The sequence below is a fragment of the Burkholderia puraquae genome (assembly GCF_002099195.1).
Classification (GTDB): domain Bacteria; phylum Pseudomonadota; class Gammaproteobacteria; order Burkholderiales; family Burkholderiaceae; genus Burkholderia; species Burkholderia puraquae.
This window is the reverse complement of record NZ_NBYX01000036.1, coordinates 1-13,736: the sequence shown is the minus strand read 5'-3', so window position 1 is coordinate 13,736 and position 13,736 is coordinate 1. Positions and strand designations below refer to the sequence as shown.

The 13,736-nt window shown below is 67.4% G+C and carries 14 protein-coding genes; 9 read left to right on the top strand and 5 right to left on the bottom strand.

What is annotated here, in order from left to right:
* Positions 1–62 precede the first annotated feature (62 nt).
* From B7G54_RS35855 to B7G54_RS35840, 4 genes are read left to right on the top strand one after another with little or no spacing between them, the layout of a single operon-like run.
* Entirely contained in the window at positions 63–1,268 is a 1,206-nt protein-coding gene (locus B7G54_RS35855; RefSeq protein ID WP_085043412.1) for an efflux RND transporter periplasmic adaptor subunit, read from the top strand.
* A 7-nt stretch (positions 1,269–1,275) separates the two neighbouring features.
* On the top strand, positions 1,276–1,974 hold the full coding sequence (locus B7G54_RS35850; RefSeq protein ID WP_085043411.1) for an ABC transporter ATP-binding protein: 699 nt from the start codon (positions 1,276–1,278) through the stop codon (positions 1,972–1,974).
* A gap of 21 nt (positions 1,975–1,995) precedes the next feature.
* On the top strand, positions 1,996–3,150 hold the full coding sequence (locus tag B7G54_RS35845) for an ABC transporter permease (protein ID WP_085043410.1): 1,155 nt from the start codon (positions 1,996–1,998) through the stop codon (positions 3,148–3,150).
* A 4-nt stretch (positions 3,151–3,154) separates the two neighbouring features.
* Complete coding sequence (locus tag B7G54_RS35840; RefSeq protein WP_085043409.1) at positions 3,155–4,321, top strand: ABC transporter permease; 1,167 nt, start codon at positions 3,155–3,157, stop codon at positions 4,319–4,321.
* Between the two features lie 16 nt (positions 4,322–4,337).
* On the opposite strand, the gene B7G54_RS35835 is transcribed toward B7G54_RS35840, so the two are convergent.
* The 3 genes from B7G54_RS35835 to B7G54_RS35825 form a co-directional block, all read right to left on the bottom strand.
* Positions 4,338–5,669: a carotenoid oxygenase family protein gene (locus B7G54_RS35835; protein ID WP_085043408.1), complete on the bottom strand. Its 1,332-nt coding sequence runs from the start codon at positions 5,667–5,669 to the stop codon at positions 4,338–4,340.
* A gap of 17 nt (positions 5,670–5,686) precedes the next feature.
* Complete coding sequence (locus B7G54_RS35830) at positions 5,687–6,310, bottom strand: DUF2239 family protein (protein WP_085043407.1); 624 nt, start codon at positions 6,308–6,310, stop codon at positions 5,687–5,689.
* 126 nt (positions 6,311–6,436) lie between these two features.
* A complete protein-coding gene (locus B7G54_RS35825) occupies positions 6,437–7,168 on the bottom strand; it encodes a glutathione S-transferase family protein (RefSeq protein WP_085043406.1) in 732 nt (243 codons plus the stop codon).
* 91 nt (positions 7,169–7,259) lie between these two features.
* Here B7G54_RS35825 and B7G54_RS35820 point away from each other — a divergent pair, with 91 nt between their 5' ends.
* The 4 genes from B7G54_RS35820 to B7G54_RS35800 all read left to right on the top strand — a co-directional run bounded on the left by B7G54_RS35820 (position 7,260) and on the right by B7G54_RS35800 (position 11,619).
* A complete protein-coding gene (locus tag B7G54_RS35820; protein ID WP_085043405.1) occupies positions 7,260–8,183 on the top strand; it encodes a LysR substrate-binding domain-containing protein in 924 nt (307 codons plus the stop codon).
* A 200-nt stretch (positions 8,184–8,383) separates the two neighbouring features.
* Entirely contained in the window at positions 8,384–9,724 is a 1,341-nt protein-coding gene (locus tag B7G54_RS35810) for an MFS transporter (protein ID WP_085043404.1), read from the top strand.
* A 62-nt stretch (positions 9,725–9,786) separates the two neighbouring features.
* A complete protein-coding gene (locus B7G54_RS35805; protein WP_085043434.1) occupies positions 9,787–11,184 on the top strand; it encodes an enolase C-terminal domain-like protein in 1,398 nt (465 codons plus the stop codon).
* A gap of 123 nt (positions 11,185–11,307) precedes the next feature.
* Complete coding sequence (locus B7G54_RS35800; protein WP_085043403.1) at positions 11,308–11,619, top strand: hypothetical protein; 312 nt, start codon at positions 11,308–11,310, stop codon at positions 11,617–11,619.
* Positions 11,620–11,701: 82 nt separating this feature from the next.
* On the opposite strand, the gene B7G54_RS35795 is transcribed toward B7G54_RS35800, so the two are convergent.
* Positions 11,702–13,168, bottom strand: a complete 1,467-nt coding sequence (locus B7G54_RS35795) for a virulence factor (protein ID WP_085043402.1) — start codon at positions 13,166–13,168, stop codon at positions 11,702–11,704.
* Entirely contained in the window at positions 13,165–13,467 is a 303-nt protein-coding gene (locus B7G54_RS35790) for a hypothetical protein (protein ID WP_133059260.1), read from the bottom strand. The genes B7G54_RS35795 and B7G54_RS35790 overlap by 4 nt, the downstream gene beginning before the upstream one ends.
* A 101-nt stretch (positions 13,468–13,568) precedes the next feature.
* On the opposite strand from B7G54_RS35790, the gene B7G54_RS35785 reads away from it, so the two are divergent.
* Positions 13,569–13,736 (top strand): helix-turn-helix domain-containing protein (locus B7G54_RS35785; RefSeq protein ID WP_133059261.1); only part of this gene is annotated, 168 nt, incomplete at its 3' end.

Here is a 13,736-nt window from a genome sequence, read left to right as displayed (position 1 = left end):
CCTTTCCCCGGAAACCGGATCGCGGCCGGTCGCCAGACCGCCGCCGTCTCGAGGCGCTCAAATTGCCCGATCACAATCTGGACAAACTGAAGATCGACCGGCGTCCGCTCGCACCGGCGCCCCGCCGGCGCCGGTGGCTCCGCTATGCGGCCGTCGCCGCGGTCGTCGTCGTCGCGATCGTCGCCGGCCTTGCGCTGACCGGCCGGCCGGCCGTCGAAACCACCGCCGTCACGTCCGCCTACCCGTACCAGAACGACACGCAGCTCAATGCGACCGGTTACGTCGTGCCGCAGCGCAAGGCCGCGGTCGCATCGAAGGGCCAGGGGCGCGTCGAATGGCTCGGCGTGCTCGAAGGCACGCGCGTGAAGAAGGACGAGATCATCGCGCGCCTCGAAAGCCGCGACGTCGAGGCATCGCTGGCGCAAGCGCTCGCGCAGGTGAAGGTCGCCCGTGCCAACCTCGGCGTCGAGCAGGCCGAACTGAAGGACGCCGAAATCGCGTTGCGCCGCACCTCGGCACTCGCGCCGCGGGGCGCCGTGCCGGCCGCGCAGCTCGACACCGACACGGCCCGCGTGAACAAGGCGCGCGCGTCGCTCAGCAGCGACCAGGCTGCCATCGCGTCCGCCGAGGCCAACGCGCAGGCCGCGCAGGTCGCCGTCGACCAGACCGTGATCCGCGCCCCGTTCGACGGCATCGTGCTCGCGAAGCACGCGAACGTCGGCGACAACATCACGCCGTTCTCGTCCGCGTCGGACAGCAAGGGGGCGGTCGTGACGATCGCCGACATGGACACGCTCGAGGTCGAGGCCGACGTCGCCGAATCGAACATCGCGAAGATCCGCGCAGAGCAGCCGTGCGAGATCCAGCTCGATGCGCTGCCCGATACGCGCTTCGCGGGCCGCGTGTCGCGCATCGTGCCGACCGTCGACCGCTCGAAGGCCACCGTGCTCGTGAAGGTGCGCTTCGTCGACCGCGACGAGCGCGTGCTGCCCGACATGAGCGCGAAGATCGCGTTCCTGTCGAAGCCCGTATCGGCGCAGGACCGTCAGCCCGTGACGGCCGTGCAGGCGAGCGCGGTCGTCGAGCACGACGGGCGGCCGGTCGTGTTCGTCGTGAAGGACGACATCGTGCACGCGACGCCCGTGACGGCCGGCATGCGGATCGGCGAACTCGTCGCGATCCGCGGCGTGAAGCCAGGCGACACCGTCGTGCTCGCGCCGGGCGCAAAGCTGAAGGACGGCGCGAAAGTGACCGTCGCGAAGAAGTAGCGCACGCGTGAACGACGCCCCGCCGCCCCTCGTCGAGATCAGCCACGTCGCGAAGTCGTACCGGCGCGGCAACCAGATCGTGCCCGTGCTGACCGACATCACGCTCGACATCGCCGAAGGCGACTTCGTTGCGCTGATGGGGCCGTCCGGCTCCGGCAAGAGCACGCTGCTGAACCTCGTGGCCGGCATCGACCGGCCCGACAGCGGCGAGCTGCGCGTGGGCGGGCTCGACATCTCGCTGCTCGCGGAGGCGCAACTGGCCGAATGGCGCGCGGCGAATGTCGGCTTCATCTTCCAGTTCTACAACCTGATGCCGGTGCTCACCGCGTTCGAAAACGTCGAGCTGCCGCTGATGCTCACGCACCTGTCGCGCCGCGAGCGGCGCGAGCGCGTCGAACTCGTGCTCGACATGGTGAACCTCGGCGACCGGACGAGCCATTACCCGTCCGAGCTGTCGGGCGGCCAGCAGCAGCGCGTCGCGATCGCGCGCGCGCTGATCACCGATCCGGTGCTGATCGTCGCCGACGAGCCTACCGGCGACCTCGACCGTGCGTCGGCCACCGACGTGCTCGCGATGCTGCAGCGGATGAACGCCGAGCTCGGCAAGACGATCATCATGGTGACCCACGACGCGCATGCAGCCGGCGCCGCGCGCGCGCTCGTGCATCTGGAAAAAGGGGAGCTGATCGATGGGCACGCCGGCTGACCGGCTGCGGGAGCGCGCGCCATGTACGTGCTGAAGCTGATCGCGCGCAATGCGCTGCGGCACCGGCTGCGCACGCTGCTGACCGTGCTCGGGCTGACCATTGCGGTACTCGCGTTCGGGCTGCTGCACACCGTAGTCGACGCGTGGTACGCGGGCGCGGCCGCCGCATCCAGCGGGCGGCTCGTCACGCGCAACGCGATCTCGCTCGTGTTTCCGCTGCCCGTGAGTTACGAGAACCGGATCCGCGGCGTCGAAGGCGTGACGGCCGTGGTCCGCTCGAACTGGTTCGGCGGCATCTACCGCGACCCGAAGAACTTCTTCGCGAGCTTCGCGGTATCGGACAACTATCTCGACCTGTACCCGGAATTCATCGTCCCGGACCAGCAGCGCGCCGACTACAACCGCGACCGGCGCGGCTGCCTCGTCGGGCGCCAGCTCGCGACGCAGTTCGGCTTCAGGATCGGCGACGTGATTCCGCTGAAGGGCACGATCTACCCGGGCACCTGGGATTTCGTCGTGCGCGGGATCTTCGACGGCCGCGACGACTCGACGATCACGCGCCAGCTGGTGTTCCACTGGGATTACCTGAACGAGACGGTGCGCCAGCGCACGCCGAAGCAGGCCGACCAGGTCGGCGTATTCGTGCTCGGCGTCGCGAACCCCGACGACGGCGCATCGATCGCGCGCAACGTCGACGCGGTGTTCAAGAACTCGCTCGCCGAGACGCTGACCGAGACCGAGCAGGCGTTCCAGCTCGGCTTCGTCGCGATGTCGAACCAGATCATCGCGGCAATCCGCGTCGTGTCGTACGTCGTGATCCTGATCATCATGGCCGTGATGGCCAACGCGATGGCGATGAGCGCACGCGAGCGCACGGCCGAATACGCGACGCTGAAGGCGCTCGGCTTCGGCCCCGGCTTCCTCGCGCTGATCGTGTTCGGCGAATCGGTGGTGATCGCGGTGGCCGGCGGCGGGCTCGGGATCCTCGCGACGCCGCCCGCCGCAAGCCTGTTCAAGCAGGCAGCCGGCGGCATCTTCCCGGTGTTCAAGGTGTCGGCCGAGACGGTCGCGCTGCAGGCCGCGTGCTCGATCGCGGTCGGCTTCGCGGCGGCGATCGTGCCGGCGTGGCAGGCCGCGCGCGTGCGTGTCGTCGAAGGCCTGCGGGCGATCGGCTAGGCGCATGGCGATCCCGCTCAACTACATCGCGCGCAACCTGTGGACCCGGCGGCTCACCACCACGCTGACCGCCGGCGGGATGGCGCTCGTGATCTTCGTGTTCGCGACGGTGCAGATGCTCGACGCGGGGCTCACGAAGACGCTCGTGTCGACCGGCGAACCCGACAACGCGGTGGTGATCCGCAAGGGCGCCGAAACCGAGATCCAGAGTTCGATCGACCACCAGCAGGCCAATGCGCTCGAGATGCACCCGGCCGTCGCGCTCGGCCCCGACGGCCGGCCGCTCGTGTCGAAGGAGGCGGTCGTGCTGATCTCGCTGGTGAAGACGTCGTCCGGCAAGCCGTCGAACGTCGTGATTCGCGGCATGTCGCCGGCCGGCCTCGCACTGCGCCCGCACGTGACGCTCGCCGCCGGCCGCATGTTCGCGCCCGGCTCGTCGGAAATCATCGTCGGCAGCGCGATCGCGAAAGGATTCAGCGGCACGCAGCTCGGCGACAGCCTGCATTTCGCGCAGCGCGACTGGACCATCGTCGGCATCTTCGACGCGGGCGGCAGCGGCTTCGATTCGGAGATCTGGGGCGACGTCGACCAGCTGATGCAGTCGTTCCGGCGCACCAGCTATTCGTCGATGGTGCTGCGCATCCCGAGCGCCGACGGCTTCGCGCGCTTCAAGGCCGACATCGATGTCGACCCGCGCCTCACCGACGAGGCGAAACGCGAACAGACCTTCTACGGCGACCAGTCGAGGGCGCTGTCGAAGTTCATCAACATCCTCGGCATCACGCTGTCGACGATCTTCTCGATCGCCGCGATGATCGGCGCGATGATCACGATGTATGCGTCGGTCGCGAACCGCGTCGCCGAGATCGGCACGCTGCGCGCGCTTGGCTTCAAGCGCACGAACGTGCTCGCCGCGTTCCTGCTGGAAGCGCTGCTGCTCGGCTTCGTCGGCGGTGTCGCGGGGCTCGCGTGCGCGTCGCTGATGCAGTTCGCGTCGTTCTCGACGACCAACTTCCAGACCTTCGCGGACCTGTCGTTCCGCTTCGTGCTGACGCCCGCGATCGTCGTGAAGACGCTGCTGTTCTCGCTCGTGATGGGGCTCGTCGGCGGGTTCCTGCCGGCGATGCGCGCCGCGCGACTGAAGATCGTCGACGCACTGCGCGCGCAGTGACGCGCAGCGCCGCCGCTCAGCGCCCGCGCGGCACCCACGCGCCGTGGAACCCGGCCGGCACGCGGCGCGGCAGGTGCACGGTTGCGAGCGGCCCCGCGTCGATCGCCCGTGCATCGAGGATCACGACGTCGCTCGTATCCGTCGCCGCGCGGTAGACCATTACCAGCAGCCAGCCGTCGTCCTCGTCGACGCCGCCCGGGCGCGGCACGAACACCGGCTCGCCGTTCTCGTCGCCGGGCGGCACCGCGTAGCGCGTCGTCGTGCCGCTGGCGTGGTCGAAGCGCATCACGCCGCGCATTTCTGCGGGGTTCGGCTGCTCGACCGCATACAGGTAGCGGTAGCGGCGCCCCGTCCGGCTTTCGTTGATGCGCGGCATCTCGATGCCGCCGTCGGCGAGCGGCCCTTCATCGATCAGCCCGTTCGCCGTATCGATCACGTAGCGCCACAGCTCGCCGACCGGGTTGTCGACGAAACGGCCCGTCCCCACGTCGAGCCGCAGGAACGACGAATAGCGCACCGCATCGAGCACGATGCACGACGCATCGCAGTCGTACGCGTTCACGACGTGCATGACGAAGCACGGCTCGACACCGAACCAGCGCACGGCGCCGCCATGGCGCGGGATCACGCCGATGCGCGCGGGTCGGTCGTCGTGCCAGCGCAGCGGCATCCGGTGGCCCTGCTTCAGCAGCGAGAAGTCGTAGCCGACGTTCAGGTCGAGCAGCAGGCTGCGGGTCTCGGTGATCGCGAGGTCGTGCATCATCGACGGCGCGCTCAGGTCGATCGCGAGTTCGACGCGTTGCACACCTTGCGCGTCGGCAACACCGTAGCGCAGCCACGGCGCACGCCAGTCCGCGCGAAACGCGATCAGCTCGCCGGTCACCGGATCGACCTTCGGATGCGCGGTCATCCCGCCGCCGAAGCCCGCGTGCCGCGCCGGCACGCCGAGCGAATCGAGCGCGGCCGTGATCGCGAACGGCGCGCCGCCCTCCGACAGCGCGAGCAATTCGCCCGCATGCTGCAGCACACTCACGTTCGGATTGGTGTCGGGCAGCCGCGACACCTCGCCGGGCGCATGCACGGCGGCCCAGCGCTGCGTGCGCGCCCAGCGGTTCCGGTAGCCGGTCGCGCGGCCGCCTTCGAACGCGATCGCGTGCAGCATCGCGGCTTCCGGCCACCACGACAGCATGTCGTTCCCTTCGAAGCGGCCGCCCGGCGGATTCGGGCCGTTGCGCAGCAACGTGCCGGCGAGTTCGTGCGGGACGGTGCCGGTCACGCGCAGGTCGACGAGATCGACCTCGTCGGCGACCGGCGCGATCGCGCCGCGGTTCAGGTCGAATACGGTCATGGCGTCCGATCTTCCTTTCAGCAGTCTTCGGTGGACGGCGGCAGCTCGCCGCGCGCCAGCGCGAGCGCATGGTCGCGCACGTCGTCCGGCCAGCCGGCGATCAGCTCGGCGAAGCGCGCCGGATCGTTCGCATACAGCGCGCGCGCGGCCTCTTCGAAGCCAGGCAGGTCGCCCGCCATCGCCGACATGAAGTGGTATGCACGCGCTTGCGCGTCGCGGAGACGATCGGCCGCCGCATGCGTGCGCCGTGCGTCCTCGACGAGCTTGCGCAACGCGACGGACGCGCCGCCCGGCTGCGCGGCAAGCCATTCCCAGTGACGCGGCAGCAGCGTGACCTCGCGCGACACGACGCCGAGCTTCGGCCGGCCGCGGCCGCGCTGTTCGCCCGCGCCGGCCGGCTCGCTGGCGGCCGCCGATGCGTCGCCCGGCGGCGGCGCATAGCGCGCGCGGATCTCGTCCGCCGTGCCCCGCAGGTCGAGGTCGATCGAGCGGCCCGTCGCATCGTCGAAGATCAGGATCATGGCGGGCATCGCATCGCCGGCAGCCTGCCGGGCCGCAAGCGCGACTGTCGCGAGCGGGCCCGACGCGAGCCGCCGGTGGCCGTCGAAAGCCGTGTAGGAAGGAAGCAGTGTGGTGGTCATCGTGGTCGCCCGTGGGCTGGAATCAGAATGGCGCTATTTTTATCCGGGTATAAATTGAATGTCAATATCATCCGGGTAAAAATTATCGCCAGCGTCTTCCATCCCTTCGGGTGATCACGAGGCTGGTCAGATCGCCCTGGCCGGAATCGCGATGTCGCGTGCGCTTGCCAGCGCATCGTCGAGCGAAACATGCCCTTCGAACGTCGACGACGCCGGCAGCGGCAGGTTTCCCTCGATCGCATGCGCGAACTGCACGCCTGCATCGTCGGCGAGCCGCGCACGCAGTGCAGCGATGCGCGGGAACGCTTCGGGCTCGAACACTGCGTGATAGTCGGCCCAGCGCGCGATCCCGGCGAAGTACGCGTCGGCCAGCGTGCGCCGTGTGCCCAGCAGCCACGGGCCTTCATCGCGCGCGAGCATCGCCTCGAGCTGCCGGTGGGCCTTCAGCACCTTGCCGCGGCCGTACGCCTGCAACGCCGCTTTCTCGGCGCCTTCGGTGTCGTGTTCGTACACGTACCAGAGCGCACCGAACGCGTTGAAGAACGTCGTGTTCAGCCACGCCAGCATCCGGTTCAGCCGGTCGAAATCCGCGCTGCCCTGGCGGAACGCGAGGCCGCTGTCGAGCGCCTGCGCGCCGATGTGGCCGAGGATCGCGAGGCTTTCGGTCAGCACGTCGCCGTTCGCGGTTACGAACGCCGGCGTCTCGGCGACGGGGTTCAGCGCGAGGAACGCGTCGCTCGTCACGGTGCCCGGCATCGTGATGCGCGACAGCCGGTACGGGCGGCCCGTCCATTCGAGCGCAACGATCGAGCCGAACGAGCAGCCGGCGGGAATGCCGTAAAGAAGGATGGGAGACATCGGGAGATTCCGAAGAAGTTGAACGAGCGGTCATGCTCCCACGGCGAACGATGACGCAGTAGCCGCTAAAATTGAAACCCGTCGTTTCTCCATGTGGACGCTGGAAGTGAATCTGAACGATCTCTACCTGTTCGTGCAGGCGGTCGATGCCGGCAGCATGTCGGCCGCCGCGCGCCGGCTCGACCTGCCGAAATCGACGGTCAGCAAACGCGTTGCCGAGCTCGAGCGCACGCTCGGCGCTCGGCTCGTGCATCGCACGTCGCGCAGCTTCCGGCTCACGCCGGTCGGCACCGAATTCTTCGAACATGCACGCGCTGCCGTCATCGAGGCCGAAAGCGCGCGCGACGCGGTGCTGCGGCAAGCCGCCGAGCCGGCCGGCGTCGTGCGGATCACGAGTTCGGTGCCGGTCGCGCAGCACATCCTCGCGCCCTGCCTGCCGGCGCTGGCGATCGCGCACCCGAAGCTGCTGCTGCAGATTCATGCGAGCGACCGCCTCATCGACATCGCGCAGGAAGGCTTCGACATCGCGGTGCGCAGCCATTTCGCGCCGCTGCCCGATTCCGCGCTCGTGCAACGGCCGCTCGCGACGTCGCCGATCGTCGCCGTGGCATCGCCGGCCTATCTCGCGCGGGCCGGCACACCGGACGCGCCGGCCGAGCTCGCGCAGCACGACGGGCTGCAACCGGGCCAGCAGCCGTGGCGGCTGCAGCGCGGCAGCGACGCCGTCGACGTGACCCCGCGCCCGCGCCTGCAGGCCGACGAATCGACGCTGCTGCTGCAGGCGGCGACGGCCGGCCTCGGCATCGCGTGCCTGCCCGACTGGATCGCCGGCGCCGCGCTCGCGTCCGGTGCCCTCGTGCGCGTATTGCCCGGCTGGCGTGCGGGTACCGTCACGACGACGCTGCTGATGCCGCACCGGCGCGGCCAGCTGCCCGGCGTGCGCGCCGCCGTCGAGTTTCTCGCGGAGCACGTGGCGCGCCACCACGGCACCGCCGCGGACGACGCATGTGCCTGAGCGATCGATTCAAATCGTGAATCGATCAAGTCAGCAATTGGCATGAAAGCGCAAATTTCGACATGACAGAATGGCCCGGACGCCCCGCCTGCATTGGCGTCCGGTGCCTGGCCTCGTGCCGGCGGCACCTGCACATATCACGCGCGCACCGACGCGCCTGCCGCACGACGGCACCTTCCGCCCTTCGGAGGAGACAAGTCATGAATCCGCTTCACGCGCTGCCGGCGTCCGCGTCGGCAACGGCCCGGCGCACCCGCGTGCGCTGGCTGGTGCTGGCAGTCTTGTTCGCGGTCACGACGATCAACTACGCGGACCGCGCGGCGATCGCGATCGCGGGCCCGAGCCTCGCCCGCGCGCTGCACCTGAGCCACGTGCAGATCGGCTTCATCTTTTCGGCGTTTGGCTGGTCGTACGTGGTCGCGCAACTGCCGGGCGGCTGGCTGCTCGACCGCTACGGGTCGCGCATCGTCTATGCATTCAGCATCTTCTTCTGGTCGCTGTTCACGCTGCTGCAGGGCACGATCGGCTTCTTCGGCGGCGCGGCCGCGTTCGCGCTGCTGTTCGGGCTGCGCTTCCTGGTCGGCGCGGCCGAAGCGCCGTCGTTCCCGGCCAATAGCCGGATCGTGTCCGCGTGGTTCCCGGCCGCCGAGCGCGGCACCGCGTCGGCGATCTTCAACGCCGCGCAGTACGCGGCGACCGTCGTGTTCGCGCCGCTGATGGGCTGGCTCGTCCATTCGTTCGGCTGGCAGTCGGTGTTCGCGGTGATGGGCGTGCTCGGCTTCGCGTTCGTGCTGGTGTGGAACCGCACGATGTACGACCCGAAGGACCACCCGAACATCAACCGCGCGGAACTCGACTACCTCGCCGAAGGCGGCGCGCTCGTCAATATCGACCAGGCGACCGGCGGACGCGACGGCGGCCCGTCGATGCGCCACGTGAAAGCGCTCCTGAAAAACCGGATGCTGATCGGCGTGTACGTCGCGCAGTACTGCATCAACGCGCTCACCTATTTCTTCATCACGTGGTTTCCCGTCTATCTCGTGCAGGCGCGCGGGATGTCGATCCTCAACGCGGGGCTCGTCGCGTCGATCCCGGCCGTGTGCGGGTTCCTCGGCGGGATTCTCGGCGGGATCGTGTCCGATGCGCTGCTCAAGCAGGGCCGCTCGCTGTCGGTCGCGCGCAAGGTGCCGATCGTGATCGGCATGCTGCTGTCGATGTCGATGATCGTCTGCAACTACACCGATTCGCACGTGCTCGTCGTGCTGTTCATGGCGCTGTCGTTCTTCGGCAAGGGGCTCGGCGCGCTCGGCTGGGCCGTCAACGCCGACACCGCGCCGCGCCAGATCGCAGGCTTGAGCGGCGCGCTGCTCAACACGTGCGGCAACCTCTCCAGCATCACGACGCCGATCGCGATCGGCTACATCGTCGACCGCAGCGGCTCGTTCAACGGCGCGCTCGTCTACGTCGTCGCGCACGCGCTCGTCGCCGTGATCTGCTACCTGTTCGTCGTCGGCGAGATCCGCCGCGTCGAGCTTCAATGAACGGCACGGGCCGCGCCGGCGCAGCCTGCGGCCCGCGCACCACCGGAACCAGGAGCGAACCGATGTCCGAACCCAGCCGTGCCGGCACCCCGCGTGTCACGCGCATGCAGGTGATTCCCGTCGCCGGCCGCGACAGCATGCTGCTCAACCTGTGCGGCGCGCACGCGCCGTACTTCACGCGCAACCTCGTGATCCTCGACGACAGCAGCGGACACACGGGCGTCGGCGAAGTGCCCGGCGGCGAAGGCATCCGCCACGCGCTCGAGCGCATGACGGATCGCGTGGTCGGCCAGTCGATCGGACGCTACCAGGCGACACTCAACGCGGTGCGTGCGGCGCTGTCCGGTGCGGGTGCGGGTGCGGGCCGCACGATCCGCCATGAAGTGACGTCGGCCGGCGAGGCCGCGGTGCTGCGCCAGCCGCACGAGATCAACCTGCGGCTCGACAACGTGATCACCGCGATCGAAGCGGCGCTGCTCGACCTGCTCGGCCAGCACCTCGACGTGCCGGTCGCGGCACTGCTCGGCGAAGGCCAGCAGCGCGACGCGGTGCCGATGCTCGCGTACCTGTTCTATATCGGCGACCGGCGCCGCACCGATCTGCCGTATCGCGACGAGGCGCACGCTTCGGACGCCTGGTTCCGGTTGCGCAACGAAGCGGCGCTCACGCCGGCCGCGATCGCGCGCCAGGCCGAAGCTGCGGTCGAGCGCTACGGTTTCGCCGATTTCAAGCTGAAGGGCGGCGTGATGGCCGGCGCGGACGAGATGGAAGCGATCGCGGCGATCAAGGCGCGCTTTCCCGATGCGCGCACGACGCTCGACCCGAACGGCGCGTGGTCGCTCGACGAGGCCGTCGCGCTGTGCCGCGGGCAAGGCCACCTGCTCGCGTACGCGGAAGATCCGTGCGGGCCAGAAGGCGGCTATTCGGGCCGCGAGGTGATGGCCGAATTCCGCCGCGCGACGGGGATCCCGACCGCGACCAACATGATCGCGACCGACTGGCGGCAGATGGATCACGCGGTGCGGCTGCAGGCGGTCGACATCCCGCTCGCCGATCCGCATTTCTGGACGATGCAGGGCTCGGTGCGGCTCGCGCAGCTGTGCCGCGACTGGGGGCTCACGTGGGGCTCGCACTCGAACAATCACTTCGACGTGTCGCTCGCGATGTTCACGCATGCGGCGGCGGCCGCGCCCGGCACGATCACCGCGATCGACACGCACTGGATCTGGCAGGAAGGCGATGCGCGGCTCACGCGCGAGCCGCTCGCGATCGTCGGCGGCCAGGTGGCCGTGCCGGAACGGCCGGGGCTTGGGATCGAGCTGGATATGGCGCAGGTCGAGGCTGCGCATGCGCTGTACAACGCGGTGGGCGGCACGGCGCGCGACGATGCGGTCGCGATGCGATATCTGGTGCCGGGGTGGACGTATGATCCGAAGCGGCCGAGTTTTGGGCGGGGGTGACGGGACGGCGGGCGGGCGGCGGTTGCCAAACGCGGAAAACGGCCGCATTCTGCCGGCTGCCTTGATCGGCCCGCACGGCGGACGGTCGGGCGCCCTCCGTCCATCCGCAACAGAACGCTCTCCATGACGTCATCCGATCCGACACCGCGGCAGATCATCGTCTTCGTGCTGTATTCGGTGCTGTGCCTGCCTGCGAGCATGACCGTCGCCGGGTATGCCGCGACCCGGATCACGCAGAACGTATCGAATTTCGAAGGCGGTGCGGGCTATGCGGCGCTGTGGTGGGTCTTCATTCTGACCTGCGCGTTCTACGGGCTGGCGATCGCCCTCTGCGCGCTGTTGCGGAAAAGGACCGCGGTGCTCGCGGTCATTACGGTGGGGTTCGCGGTGCTGTCAGTGCCGACGTTCAGGGTGATCCACGAGTTGGCGACCTGATCGCTGCCTGTCGTCTCACTACCTGTTCAGGAAAAGCCCTGAGGTAGACACCGACGAAATGAGCACCGCGCATGGATGCTCCTCAGTACGAGTAACCCTGGATGCCGTAGTTCGTGTCGTGACGACGTCCCCACCACGGCAGATAGGCGTTGTTCTCGCCGCGTGCGCGGAACCAGTCTCCGTTCGGGTTGATTGGCGTGAGCTTCGATGGCGGCAGCACGACAACCGCAGTCGGGTGGTTAGCGTCCGTCGTGCCTGCAACCAGCGCATTGCCACCGAAATGGTTGATCCGGCCGATTGCGAGTGCGATGTCCGTCAGCGCCGTGCCTGCACCCATGTCGCCGAGTAACGCCGGCGTGTTGAAAACCTGCTTCGTGTAGTCGAATTCGGGCAGCGTTTCGGTGAGCGTCTGCGACAGCGACGCCAGACGCGCCGATGCCGCGTCGCTGCCCTTGCCTGCGTCGTGCACGACGAACTGGATACTCGACGGGTCGACGTTTGCGTTATGAGCAGCCTGTGCGATCGTCGCTTTCCACGCCTGAACCGCTCGTGTAGTGCCGGCCTTCGCCTCGTAGTCGCTTACCTTGCCCGTTGCCACCTTGCCGATCCAGGCGAGCGGCTCGCGCTCCGTCTTCAGATCCGGGCCGGCCAGGAACAGTACGGTGAGGTTTTCGTTCATCTGCTCGTCTTTAGGCGGAAAGCTCGGTGCGTCCCAGTTCATCACCCATACGCTTTCCTGCGGGTGTGCCTGCAGATAGTCGAGTGCCGCGTTCAGCGATGTGAAACCGGCATTCGCGCCGCCGACGCGGATCTGAATGTCAGGCGGCGTATCCCTGCTCCACAGATCGGGGAACGATTTGCTTCCAATTGAAAAGGCCGTCAGCATTTCGTTGCTAAGACGCGAACGAGCCTCTTGCGGAGGAAGTCGTGAGGGAATCGCGAGTTCAATCCGAATGCCTGCCAGCTCCCGCCAGCGTCGCTTATCGGATGGCTGAACCGTATAAAAATAATGCTCTTCCATCGCGTACCTATCGTGAAGCGCGATAAGTAGAGTGCGGATGTATTTCTTATAAAACCCCTTTAAAGATTCCTCTCCGCCGTTCCCGTCCGCAACAATAGCGACGGGTTTAACCGATGAAAAACTCTGGGGGTCTGTTCTGACCATGTCATCGTTCTTATTCGGCTTGACGAGTCCCATCGTCCACAGCAATTGCCACTCGGTAGGATAGTCACGACGCTGCAGCGGATTGAGCCACTCCAGCCCCACGACTTGAGCGACAAACGGCCCCTCTTGAACAGGCGCCGATGGGGCCGGCGCGGAAATAGGCTGTGCGGCCTCCGCGGTCGCTGATGACCACGCCGTGGCGAACGCAAAGACTGCAATCCCAGCCAAGGCCGGCAATCCTATCCATCGTGTCATTTCTTCTCCCATACTTCGCGTCTGATGACCATAACCGGTCGCTTCAATTGCCACGGCGCCAATTACAAGCAGTACTGACGCGAATGCCAGGGCAAGCCGTCGTGAGCGGGAGGCAAATAGCGTTTTCATACGACCTTCCCGATACCGAGCAATGTACCACCTTGCCGCGTGTCGTCTATCGTGTCTGGCAGCGTTGCCTCATGGTCTTCGGTGATCCAATTGACAAGCGATTCATTCTTCATCGTGCCGTAGCTGAAGTATTCTGAATAAACACTATTCGAATGATCGTCGCTCAACTGCGCGCCAAATCGCCAATCGGCCTCGATCCTGAAATCGTTCAATTGTTGTGGTGAAATCCGACAAATTCCGATCGCGACATCGTAAGCCAGCGCCAACCTGGCGTGCTTGGGATTGGTGTTGATGTCCACGCAGAACTGACCCACTAAGGGGCGCAATTTTCATCGAATTTTGACCCGCGTGATTGAATGCCCTGCTCAATCCTTGAGCAGGGGATACAAAGGTGATCACGGTGGGCATATTGGCCAAGATCAGGCGGATGTATTTCCGCGAGAAGGTCCCGCTGCGCGAGATTGCGAGGCGTACGGGCCTGTCCCGAAACACGGTGAGCAGCTGGCTGCGGCAGACCGATGCCGTCGAGCCGAAGTATCCGAAGCGCGTCAGTCCAAGCGTCGTCGAC